A 12153-nucleotide genomic window follows, 5' to 3' on the forward strand; every position below is an offset into this window, starting at 1 on the left:
GGCCACCGGCCGAAGAATTTGGTGCGTCCGGTCGCGGGAGCCGCGACCGGACGTCTTGCTCACTCGGCCGCGTCGGGCAGCCGAACCGGGTTATCGTCCAGCTTGGTGTTCTCCAGCTCGACATTGAGGCCCAGAGAACGCATTTCCTTGACGAGAACGTTGAAGCTCTCGGGAATGCCGGCCTCGAACGTGTCGTCGCCTCTGACGATCGCCTCGTAGACTTTGGTGCGGCCGGCGACGTCGTCCGACTTCACCGTCAACATCTCCTGCAGCGTGTAGGCGGCGCCGTACGCTTCGAGCGCCCAGACCTCCATCTCGCCGAAGCGCTGGCCACCGAACTGCGCCTTGCCGCCCAGCGGCTGCTGGGTAACGAGCGAGTACGGCCCGATCGAACGCGCGTGGATCTTGTCGTCCACAAGGTGGTGAAGCTTGAGCATATATATGTAGCCCATCGTCACTTTGCGATCGAACGGCTCGCCGGTGCGTCCGTCATAGAGCTGCGACTGACCGCTGGTGTGCAGGCCCGCCTGCTCCAGCATGATGTTGATGTCGGCCTCGTGCGCGCCGTCGAACACCGGTGTCGCGATGGAGACGCCGCGGCGCATCTGCTCGCTGAGGCGAACGACGCTCTCGTCGTCATAGTCGCGGATCGGCTCGTTGCGGTCGTTGGCCGGCATGAAGCTCTCGAGCGTCTTGCGCAACGGCTTGATGTCGCCGCCTGTCTTGTACGCGTCGATCAGCTCGCCGATCTTCCTGCCCATTCCGGCGCAAGCCCAGCCCAGATGCGTCTCCAGGATCTGGCCGACATTCATGCGGCTCGGCACACCCAGCGGGTTGAGCACGATATCGGCATGCGTGCCGTCCTCGAGGAACGGCATGTCCTCGACCGGAACGATCCGCGACACGACACCCTTGTTGCCGTGCCGGCCGGCCATCTTGTCGCCGGGCTGCATCTTGCGCTTCACGGCCACGAAGACCTTGACCATCTTCATGACGCCGGGAGGCATCTCGTCGCCGCGCTGGACCTTCTCGACCTTGTCCATAAAGCGCTGTTCGAGCGCCTTCTTGGAATCGTCGTACTGGCCACGCAGAGCTTCCAGTTCGCTCTGGAGCTTTTCGTTCTCCACCGCAAACTGCCACCACTGCGAACGCGGATACTCATCGAGCGTGTCCTTCGACAGCTTCGAGCCCTTCTTGAAGCCCTTCGGCCCGGCAATCGCGTCCTTGCCGACGAGAACATCGGAGAGGCGCGAATAGACGTTGCGGTCGAGGATCGCCTGCTCGTCGTCGCGGTCCTTGGCGAGGCGTTCGATCTCCTCGCGTTCGATCGCCATGGCGCGCTCGTCCTTCTCCACACCGTGGCGATTAAAGACGCGCACTTCGACGACCGTGCCGAAGGTTCCGGGCGGCATGCGCATGGAGGTGTCACGCACGTCCGATGCCTTTTCGCCGAAGATGGCGCGCAGAAGCTTTTCTTCCGGCGTCATCGGGCTTTCGCCCTTCGGTGTGATCTTGCCGACCAGGATGTCGCCCGGCTGCACTTCCGCACCGATATAGACGATGCCGGCCTCGTCGAGGTTCTTCAGCGCTTCTTCCGAGACGTTGGGAATGTCGCGCGTGATCTCCTCCGGCCCGAGCTTGGTGTCGCGCGCCATGACCTCGAACTCCTCGATGTGGATCGAGGTGAAGACGTCATCGGCGACGATGCGCTCGGACAAGAGGATCGAGTCCTCGTAGTTGTAGCCGTTCCACGGCATGAACGCGACCAGCACGTTGCGGCCGAGCGCCAGATCGCCGAGTTCGGTCGACGGACCGTCGGCGATGATGTCGCCCTTGTTGACCCGGTCACCCATGCGCACCAGCGGACGCTGGTTGATGCAGGTGTTCTGGTTCGAACGCTGGAACTTCATCAGCCGGTAGATGTCGACGCCCGACTTGCCGGGATCGAGATCTTCCGTGGCGCGGATGACGATACGCGTCGCGTCCACCTGATCGACGATACCGCCGCGGCGGGCGCCGATGGCGGCGCCCGAGTCACGGGCGACGATCGGCTCCATGCCGGTGCCGACAAACGGCGCTTCGGCGCGCACCAGCGGCACGGCCTGACGCTGCATGTTCGAGCCCATCAGAGCGCGGTTGGCGTCGTCATTCTCGAGGAACGGGATCAGGGCCGCGGCCACCGACACCATCTGCTTCGGCGACACGTCCATCAGATCGACGTTTTCGCGCGGCGCCATCATCACTTCGCCGGCGTTGCGGCAAATGACGAATTCGTCGACGAAACCACCATTCTTGTCGAGCTCGGCATTGGCCTGCGCGACGTGGTGCTTGGCCTCTTCCATCGCCGACAGATAGACGACCTCATTTGTCAGCTTGCCGTTGACGATCTTGCGGTACGGGCTCTCGATGAAGCCGTACTTGTTGACGCGCGCGAAGGTGGCCAGCGAGTTGATCAGACCGATATTCGGGCCTTCCGGCGTCTCGATCGGGCAGATGCGGCCGTAGTGCGTCGGGTGCACGTCGCGCACCTCGAAGCCGGCGCGCTCGCGGGTCAGACCACCGGGTCCAAGCGCCGAGAGACGGCGCTTGTGGGTGATCTCCGACAGCGGGTTGGTCTGGTCCATGAACTGCGACAGCTGCGAGGAACCGAAGAACTCGCGCACGGCGGCAGCCGCCGGCTTGGCGTTGATCAGGTCCTGCGGCATCACCGTGTCGATCTCGATCGAGGACATGCGTTCCTTGATCGCGCGCTCCATGCGCAGCAGGCCGACGCGGTACTGGTTCTCCATCAGCTCGCCGACCGAGCGCACGCGGCGATTGCCGAGATTGTCGATGTCGTCGATCTCGCCCTTGCCGTCGCGCAGTTCGACCAGCGTCTTGACCACGGCCAGGATGTCGTCCTTGCGCAGGACGCGGACGGTGTCCTCGGCCTTGAGCTCGAGGCGCATGTTCATCTTGACGCGGCCGACGGCCGACAGATCATAGCGCTCACTGTCGAAGAACAGCGAGTTGAACATGGCTTCGGCGGTTTCGAGCGTCGGCGGCTCGCCGGGGCGCATGACGCGGTAGATGTCGAACAGCGCGTCCTGGCGGCTCTCGTTCTTGTCGACGTTGAGCGTGTTGCGGATATAGGCGCCGACATTGACGTGGTCGATGTCGAGAACCTTGATCTCGTCGTCGCCGGCGCTGAGAAGCACCTTCAGCGTCTTTTCGTCGATCTCGTCGCCGGCTTCGAGGAAAATCTCGCCGGTCGCGTAGTTGACGATGTCCTCGGCAAGGTAGTTGCCGAGCAGGTCCTCGTCCGTCGCCTTGATCGCCTTGAGACCCTTTTCGCCGAGCTGGCGGGCCTGGCGGGCAGTGATCTTCTTGCCGGCCTCGACGACGACCTCGTTGGTGTCTGCATCGACCAGGTCGCCAACGGCCTTGAGGCCGCGGAAACGCTCGACGTTGAACGGGATGCGCCAATGGTCGCCGGCGCGCTTGTAGGTGATCTTGTTGTAGAAGGTCGACAGGATCTCCTCGCCGTCCATGCCGAGCGCCATCAACAGCGACGACACCGGAATCTTCCGGCGGCGGTCGATGCGGGCGTGCACGACGTCCTTCGAGTCGAACTCGATGTCGAGCCACGAGCCTCGATAGGGGATGACGCGCGCCGCAAACAGCAGCTTGCCCGACGAGTGCGACTTGCCCTTGTCATGGTCGAAGAAGACGCCCGGCGAACGGTGCATCTGCGAGACGATGACACGCTCGGTGCCGTTGACGATGAAGGTACCGTTCAAGGTCATGAGCGGCATGTCGCCCATATAGACGTCCTGCTCCTTGATGTCCTTGATCGACTTGGCGCCGGTATCCTCGTCGATATCGAACACGATGAGGCGCAGCGTCACCTTGAGTGGCGCGGCATAGGTCAGGTCGCGCTGACGGCATTCGTCAACGTCGAATTTCGGCGCTTCGAACTCGTACTTCACGAATTCCAGCATCGAGGAGCCGGAAAAGTCGGAGATCGGGAAGACCGATTTGAAAACCGCCTGCAGTCCCTCGTCAGGACGCCCGCCCTTGGGCTCCTCTACCATCAGGAACTGGTCATAGGATGCCTTCTGAACCTCGATCAGGTTCGGCATCTCCGCAACTTCCGGAATCTTTCCGAAGAATTTGCGTACGCGTCTGCGGCCATTGAAAGTTTGTGTCTGGGCCATCGTCGCTCCTTAGCTCGATTCTCGGGGCGAGCCTCGCCGCGGCTCGCCTTGCATTCTCGGCCACCTCGGCGGCGGCCTTTTATTTGTTCACCCGCCACCCTGTCGGTGGCCGGCCAAAACGGGAGAAAACCCGTTTCCTGAAGGCCGGTTTACGGCCCTCAGGAAAGAGGTTTTCGTACTCTTCGCGTTACGCAGCCTCCCTTCGCGCCAAGGGAGTGGCGGACGGCGCGAAGCCGCCCGCCGATATCAAACGCTTACTTCAGTTCGACCTTGGCGCCGGCTGCTTCCAGCTGGGCCTTGAACTTGTCCGCGTCGGCCTTGGAAACGGCTTCCTTGACCGGCTTCGGAGCCGCCTCGACCAGGTCCTTGGCTTCCTTGAGACCAAGACCGGTGATGGCGCGAACTTCCTTGATGACGTTGATCTTCTGAGCGCCCGCCTCGGTGAGGACGACGTCGAATTCCGTCTTTTCCTCGACCGGAGCAGCAGCCGCCGCGGCACCGCCAGCGGCGGCAACCGCCACCGGAGCGGCAGCGGAAACGCCCCACTTTTCTTCCAGAAGCTTCGACAGCTCGGCCGCCTCGAGGACGGTCAGCTTCGAAAGGTCGTCTACGATCTTTGCCAGATCAGCCATTGCAATATTCCTTCATAAGGTTCGAACGTGTGTTTGTGATAGCGAGGAACGGCCTCATGCCGCCTCGTCCTTCCGGGCGTAAGCGCCGATGACGCGCGCAACCGAAGCCGCAGGCGCATTGACGATCTGGGCGATCCGGGTAGCCGGCGTGGCGATCATGCCAACCAGCCTGCCGCGCAGCTCATCGAGCGACGGAAGTGTGGCGAGTGCCTTCACACCGTCGGCGTTGAGCGAGGTGGTGCCCATTGCGCCGCCGAGAATGACGAGCTTGTCATTTCCCTTGGCGAAATCGGACGCGACCTTCGGCGCCGCAATCGGATCCTCCGAATAGGCGATCAGCGTCTGTCCCTTGAACAGGTCGATGATCGATGCGGAGTCCGTGCCCTGAAGAGCGATTTTGGCGAGACGGTTCTTCGCGACTTTGACGGTGCCACCGGCGACACGCATTTTCGACCGAAGGTCGTTCATTTGCGCGACGGTGATACCGGCGTAGTGGGCCACGACGACTGAACCAGCGCCCGAAAACGCTTCATTCAGGCCCGTGACGAGTTCGCGTTTTTCCGCTCTGTCCACTGCCTATCTCCAGTTGACCCCAATCCTGTTAACGGGAACATTCCCATTACGAGGACAGGCGTCGGGTTGCCTTTTTGCCGGCCGGGCCATCCAGTAACGGATCTCCCGAACGACGCTCGAGGATCCTGCCCCCTTTCGCCACACCAGCCGGCAAGCCGAATGGTGCGCAGACAAAAGGCAAACACGGTTCGAACCTTTCATTGGAGCATGTCGCTCCGTTGTCCGGTCTTCACCCGTCTCATGCAGGCCCACATGAATTAAGGCCCCCTTGAATTAAGGCTCGGGGCCGCCCGCAATCTCGGACAGGATGTCCGGAAGCCTTCCGACTTCCGGCACCGGGCCGCCAAGATAAATCGGAGGCCCGGAATCTGTTTGCGGATCGGCCCTTAGCGGCCGATCCGAATGGTTCGTATCAGGACGCCGCCAGCGTCGAGACGTCGAGCTTCAGGCCCGGGCCCATCGTCGAGGTGACCGACACCTTCTTGACGTAGTTGCCCTTGGCGCCAGCCGGCTTCGCCCTGTTCACCGCGTCGGCGAAGGCGCGGACGTTCTCTTCCAGCGCCTTGACATCGAACGAGATCTTGCCGACGCCGCCATGAACGATGCCGGCCTTCTCGACGCGGAACTCGACCGCGCCGCCCTTCGACGCCTTGACGGCGGCGGTAACGTCAGTGGTGACGGTACCGACCTTCGGGTTCGGCATCATGCCGCGCGGGCCGAGCACCTTGCCCAGACGGCCGACCAGCGGCATCATGTCCGGCGTGGCGATGCAGCGATCAAAGTCGATCGTGCCCTTCTGGACGATGTCGACCAGATCCTCGGCGCCAACAACATCGGCGCCGGCCGCCTTGGCTTCCTCGGCCTTGTCGCCACGCGCGAAAACGGCGACGCGGACGGTACGGCCGGTGCCGTTCGGCAGATTGACCACGCCACGGACCATCTGGTCGGCATGGCGCGGGTCGACACCCAGGTTCATCGCGATTTCAACGGTCTCGTCGAACTTCACCGAGGACCGGTCCTTGAGCAGCTTCAGCGCCTCACCCAAGGCATAAGCCTTGTTGGGATCGATGCCTTCACGGGTCTTCGATACACGCTTTGCAATCTTTGCCATGATCTCAGCCCACCACTTCCAGACCCATCGAGCGGGCGGAGCCCTCGACCATGCGCATGGCCCCCTCGATATCGGTCGCGTTCAGATCCTTCATCTTCTGCTCGGCGATGGCGCGCACCTTGTCGCGGCCAATCGTGCCGGCCTTGACCTTGCCCGGCTCCTTCGAGCCCGACTTCAGGTTCGCGGCCTTCTTCAGGAAGTAGCTCACCGGCGGCGTCTTCATGACGAAGGTGAACGACTTGTCCTGGTAGTAGGTGATCACGACCGGAATCGGCGATCCCTTTTCCATTTCCTGGGTCTGCGCGTTGAACGCCTTGCAGAACTCCATGATGTTGATGCCGCGCTGACCAAGCGCCGGTCCGATCGGGGGCGACGGCGTAGCCGAGCCCGCGGAAACCTGGAGCTTGAGCTGGCCTGCAATTTTCTTAGCCATCTCTTTCCTGCCTTTATCTCATGCCAGCCCCACTATCTGGGCAACACCGGCGGTTGCAGTCTGGTGGTGCGGTTTCCTGCGGCCGGCTAAAGCCGCATTCGCCTCCCACCCGTTTTGGCCGCGATTTCCACGCCGCCTCCCTCGCCGCCCATGGGCGACAAGGATTTCGGATCAGCCCTTTTCGACCTGTCCGAATTCGAGATCGACCGGCACGGCGCGCCCGAAGATCGAAACTTCCACCTTGAGCCGCGCCCGCTCCTCGTCCACTTCCTGGACGAAACCGTTGAACGACGCGAACGGACCGTCCGAGACGCGGATCGCCTCGCCGATCTCGAAAGTGACCGACGGCTTCGGCCGCTCGACGCCTTCCTGCACCTGGTTCAGGATGCGCTGCGCCTCGGCCTCGGTGATCGGCACCGGCTTCGAGTCACCCAGGAAGCCGGTGACCTTCGGCGTGTTCTTCACGAGCGAGAACACCGCGTCGGTCAGGTTGGCCTTCAGGAGCACGTAGCCCGGGAAAAACTTGCGCTCGGCATCGACCTTGCGGCCGCGGCGTATCTCGACGACCTTCTCGGTCGGCACCACGATCTGCTCGATGTCAGCGGACAGGCCTTTCTGCTTGGCCTTGTTCTCGATGTCCTCGGCGACCTTTTTTTCAAAGTTCGAATAGGCGTGGACGATGTACCACCGCGCAGTCATCTCAAGACTTCTCCGTAATCGCCGGACTTAACGCCCAATGCCCAGAATCTGCTCGACCGCGAGGCCCATGAGCTGATCGGCAGTAAAGAAAAAGATCATCGCGATCACAGCAAACGCCAGAACCATCACCGTCGAGATCATCGTTTCGCGACGCGACGGCCAAGTCACCTTGGCGGTCTCCGCGCGAACCTGCTGGAGAAAGACGAAAGGATTTGTGGTTTTCGAAGCCATGTGCCGCTCTGTCTGCAAGACCCGTTGACCGGATCTCCTGGATGATCCCGCTGGCCGGGATGTGCCGCCTGAGCCTGTGTTCGCGCCGAATCAGCGCAATCATTTCGCCCATGCAAATCGGACGCGTAAAGCCGGGTTCCCAGCTCCACGCGTCGCGTGTCTGTTTCGTCTACATAAAACCGATTCTTGATCCACGCAAGTGGCAAGTGTCCGCTTTATGACAAACGCCGCATCGGAACCATCCAGTCGTCCCGTCCCGGCTATAGCGCTCTTATGCCTCAAGACAGCCTATATGGCAAGCCACCGCGCGATTTTCAAAAGGCCGATGCGTGGAAGCTCAGACATTTCATGAATTGGCCATTTCGAAAAATGGCACGGGCAGCAGGGCTCGAACCTACGACCTGCGGTTTTGGAGACCGCCGCTCTACCAACTGAGCTATGCCCGTATCGTGCGCATGTCGACGCAGCAGGCGCTTCCTAAAAGCTTCCGTGCGCGCTGTAAAGAGCGGTCTGATCTGATCGTTCCATTCCTGCCTGCTTTCAGCATCAGGTCGGAAATCTCCGTGGCGAGTCGGGATCATCCGCCCGACGGCTGCTTGTACGGTCCGCCGGGCACGCCCCAGCCCCAGGCCGGCATCGGCTCGGTCTCGGGATCGCAGGTCTCGCCAAGGTTGGAGTTCATCTTCGCCAGCCGCGACCCCCATTCGACATAGGCCATGAAAGCCGAGCGGAATTCCGGATCGTCCGGCAGCCCGACTTCATCGGCGGCATCGACGAGAAGGTTGATCCAGCGGCGGCGCTGTTCCTCGCTCAGATGCTTGCCGAGATGATGCATGACCATCTCGCGGTGGCCGCCATGCTCTGCGCTGTAGGTCTTCGGGCCGCCAAACACCTCGCCGATGAAAGCGGCGACATGGGTCGGATGATCGGGCGACATGTTCTTGAACACCGGACCGACGACGGGGTCCTGAAACACCTTGTCATAGAAGGTTTGCGTCAGACGATTCAACGCGTCGGTGCCGCCGGCCCATTCGAACAATGTCGGGATATCCTGGCTCATTCTCGATCCTCGACTGGCCGGACTGTCAATTGTTGCGGACGATAGCGGAACTATCACGTTGCTCAACCTGCCTCGATGGCCAGTTTGGGTCAGCTGCAGCGCCTGCGCCTTACAACTTCATGGGCGCGTCGGCCTGAACCTCGGAAGTCGAGACCATGCGGCAATTCTCCGGCATTGGCTCCGATTTGCATATCGTCGGACCGGTAAATTCATCTGCCGATTCAAGCCCGGTCGTCAGCCCGACTTTCAACATCATGTCGGGTTCGAGCCGCCGATGGCGCGAGGCCGGCACCGACCGCATCGCCACCAGCAGACCGGGTCCGACCGCCATGTCTTTGAGATAGATCTTGAGCCGCTGCTCCAACCCCATCGGATGCACGGTCAACTGCGCACGAGGACCGACAAGGCGTCTGACACCGCCGGCGAGCATGATCGGACAGGCCGCGCCACACTCGCCGCTCGCATCGATCGTGAGCCCGACATAGACGCCATCTTCGGCGGTGCAATCCGCCTTGTCCGGCTCGCATCCAATGAAGTCCGTCCGTGCAACCGCCACGTCGAGCTTGCGTTCTCGGATCAGCCTTCCGGCAGCCACAGCGCCGAGCACGTCACCTCCGGGCGAGTTGATCACCAGGGGCAGTCGCCGATCACCGATCGTGTCCAGCAGTTGGCGCAGCCGTTCCGGCGTTTGAGCGCTAATCGTGCCTTCCGCCGAGATCCATTCGGGACAGTTGGGATCGCAGAGAAAACTTCTGCCGCGAACCAGAACGAAGCGCATATCTCCAACATCGGCCCGCCGCACGGTTTCGGGTTCCGCCGACGCGGCAGGAGCGGGCTTGGCGTATGCCACCACGTCGCCGGCCGGCGCCGGTATTTCCCTGCAGTTCGCAGCCACCGGATCTGTTTTGCATAGAGTTGGCGCGGTCAGCAGGTCGACGGCATCCAGGCTGGTAACGAGCTTCGCCTGCAGCATGTCGTAAGGGGCCAGTTGCTGGATGCTGCTGGCCGGCGTCTCCTTCATCGCTTCTAGCACACCAAGGCCGACGCCCATTTCCCTGAGATAAGCCGCCAGCCTTTTCTCCACCGCCTTGCTCATCTCATAGGTCTTGTAGCTGCCGGCGTTCTTGCGGCTGATGACCTTTTTGTCGACGATCTTCTTCTTGCCTCTCACCACGCGGTAGGTGGTTCGGTACTGCAATTTCGTCCGGATGTAGGTTGTAGTGATCTGATGGACGCCGAGATGGGCCCATTGACCGACCACGCGCCTGATGCCGCCGGCAAGCATCAGCGGACAAGCGGAATTGCAGATCGCGCCGTCGGCATAGGCATTGCCGAAATAGCGAGCGCCCTTGCCGTCTTTTTCCTTGCACGCCTTGGCGTCGGGCTGGCAACCGGTGAGCCCGGTTTTTCCGACCGCAATATCGAGCTTGTTCTTGCGGATCAGCCGGCCAAGCGCCAGCGCGGCTTCGACATTGCCGCCGGGAGAATCCACGACAACGGGCAGTTTTCGGCCACCGAGCACCTTGAGCGTGCGTTTGAAAAGGGCCGGCGTGCCGGCTTCTATCGAGCCTTCAGCCGATATCCATTCCGGGCAGGTCGGCTCGCAACCAGGCGCGCTGCTGCGGACGACGACGAACCGCATCGTCGGGCCAAGATCCGGGGCGGATTCTTTTGTATTCGCCGCGAAGGCAGCGTGTTCCATGCCAAGGAACGACGCCAGGCAGATCACCCCAAGCATCCACCATGTCTGGCCATTCAGACGGTGCCATAGAACCATTCGGGCAAGCCCCCGCAATGCAAGCTATCCTAACGCACGACCCCCAAAAACGGAACCGATTTTCGCTGGCGATCATGCGCAATATCAACGTGCTACAGCGTCCTTCGCGCGCACGAACAACGCCCGGCGCTGTGATTGAGCTTTGACGGCTCGCAACAGGTTTGCGATGGCGCCGCAGGCACTCGGCTGTGCTAAAAAAAAGCAAAAAGGGCAGCCCGAGGACTGCCCTTTCGCAATCGATCTGATCGGCAATGCCGGCGTCGATTACTCTTTGATGGTGACGACGATGCCGGCACCGACGGTGCGGCCGCCTTCACGGATGGCGAAGCGCAGCTTCTCTTCCATGGCGATTGGCACGATCAGCTCGACATCGACGGTGATGTTGTCGCCAGGCATCACCATCTCGGTGCCTTCCGGCAGCGACACGATGCCGGTCACGTCGGTCGTGCGGAAATAGAACTGCGGACGGTAGTTGGTGAAGAACGGCGTGTGACGGCCGCCCTCGTCCTTGGTCAGGATGTAGGCTTCGGCGACGAACTTCTTGTGCGGCTGGACCATGCCGGGCTTGGCCAGAACCTGGCCGCGCTCGACACCTTCGCGGTCGACACCGCGCAAGAGCGCGCCGATGTTGTCGCCGGCCTGGCCCTGGTCGAGCAGCTTGCGGAACATCTCGACACCGGTGCAGGTCGTCTTGGTCGTCGGACGGATGCCGATGATCTCCAGCTCCTCGCCGACCTTGACCACGCCGCGCTCGACGCGACCGGTCACCACCGTGCCGCGGCCCGAAATCGAGAACACGTCCTCGATCGGCATCAGGAACGGCTTGTCGAGCGGACGAACCGGCGTCGGGATGTAGTCGTCGACCGCAGCCATCAATTCGCGGATCGAATCCTCGCCGATCTTCTTGTCGGAGTCTTCAAGTGCGGCAAGTGCCGAACCCTTGACGATCGGAATGTCGTCGCCGGGGAACTCGTTCTTGGTCAACAGCTCACGCACCTCGAGCTCGACCAGCTCGAGCAGCTCGGCGTCGTCGACCTGGTCGACCTTGTTCAAAAACACCACGATCGACGGCACGCCGACCTGACGGGCCAGCAGGATGTGCTCGCGGGTCTGCGGCATCGGGCCGTCGGCGGCCGACACAACCAGGATCGCGCCGTCCATCTGCGCGGCACCGGTGATCATGTTCTTCACATAGTCGGCGTGGCCGGGGCAGTCGACATGGGCGTAGTGGCGGTTGGCCGTCTCGTATTCGACATGCGCCGTCGAGATGGTGATGCCGCGCGCCTTCTCCTCGGGCGCCGCATCGATCTGGTCGTAGCGCTTGTATTCGCCAAAATACTTGGTGATCGCCGCCGTCAGCGACGTCTTGCCATGATCGACATGGCCAATCGTGCCGATGTTCACATGAGGCTTTGTACGCTCGAATTTACCTTTTGCCATA

At 61.9% G+C, this 12153-nt stretch carries 10 protein-coding genes and 1 tRNA gene; all 11 read right to left on the bottom strand.

Features of this window, described 5'->3' with window-relative positions; all coding sequences use genetic code 11:
* Positions 1-59 precede the first annotated feature (59 nt).
* A complete protein-coding gene (gene rpoB / locus EOA78_RS15525) occupies positions 60-4196 on the bottom strand; it encodes a DNA-directed RNA polymerase subunit beta (RefSeq protein ID WP_123150793.1) in 4137 nt (1378 codons plus the stop codon).
* Between the two features lie 254 nt (positions 4197-4450).
* Entirely contained in the window at positions 4451-4828 is a 378-nt protein-coding gene (gene rplL / locus EOA78_RS15530; RefSeq protein WP_023680442.1) for a 50S ribosomal protein L7/L12, read from the bottom strand.
* A 54-nt stretch (positions 4829-4882) separates the two neighbouring features.
* Positions 4883-5401, bottom strand: a complete 519-nt coding sequence (rplJ, locus tag EOA78_RS15535) for a 50S ribosomal protein L10 (RefSeq protein ID WP_065011395.1) — start codon at positions 5399-5401, stop codon at positions 4883-4885.
* Positions 5402-5813: 412 nt separating this feature from the next.
* Entirely contained in the window at positions 5814-6512 is a 699-nt protein-coding gene (gene rplA / locus EOA78_RS15540; protein WP_127315886.1) for a 50S ribosomal protein L1, read from the bottom strand.
* Positions 6513-6516: 4 nt separating this feature from the next.
* The gene (gene rplK, locus EOA78_RS15545; RefSeq protein ID WP_029352163.1) at positions 6517-6945 is read right to left on the bottom strand and encodes a 50S ribosomal protein L11; all 429 of its coding nucleotides are present in this window, start codon (positions 6943-6945) and stop codon (positions 6517-6519) included.
* A 171-nt stretch (positions 6946-7116) separates the two neighbouring features.
* Positions 7117-7644 (bottom strand): transcription termination/antitermination protein NusG, encoded by a 528-nt coding sequence (gene nusG / locus EOA78_RS15550; protein ID WP_006333333.1) that lies wholly within the window; start codon positions 7642-7644, stop codon positions 7117-7119.
* 27 nt (positions 7645-7671) lie between these two features.
* Positions 7672-7875, bottom strand: a complete 204-nt coding sequence (gene secE, locus EOA78_RS15555; RefSeq protein ID WP_013531408.1) for a preprotein translocase subunit SecE — start codon at positions 7873-7875, stop codon at positions 7672-7674.
* Positions 7876-8245: 370 nt separating this feature from the next.
* Positions 8246-8321, bottom strand: a tRNA-Trp gene (locus EOA78_RS15560).
* Between the two features lie 131 nt (positions 8322-8452).
* Positions 8453-8935 carry a group II truncated hemoglobin gene (locus tag EOA78_RS15565; RefSeq protein WP_127315887.1) on the bottom strand — a complete coding sequence of 161 codons (483 nt, stop codon included), beginning with the start codon at positions 8933-8935 and terminating at the stop codon, positions 8453-8455.
* 109 nt (positions 8936-9044) lie between these two features.
* Positions 9045-10577 carry a hypothetical protein gene (locus EOA78_RS15570; RefSeq protein ID WP_245477516.1) on the bottom strand — a complete coding sequence of 511 codons (1533 nt, stop codon included), beginning with the start codon at positions 10575-10577 and terminating at the stop codon, positions 9045-9047.
* A gap of 399 nt (positions 10578-10976) precedes the next feature.
* Complete coding sequence (tuf, locus tag EOA78_RS15575; protein WP_127315889.1) at positions 10977-12152, bottom strand: elongation factor Tu; 1176 nt, start codon at positions 12150-12152, stop codon at positions 10977-10979.
* Between the last annotated feature and the right edge of the window lies 1 nt (position 12153).

Origin of the sequence: Mesorhizobium sp. M5C.F.Cr.IN.023.01.1.1 (assembly GCF_003997585.1) — a bacterium.
Lineage (GTDB): Bacteria > Pseudomonadota > Alphaproteobacteria > Rhizobiales > Rhizobiaceae > Mesorhizobium > Mesorhizobium wenxiniae.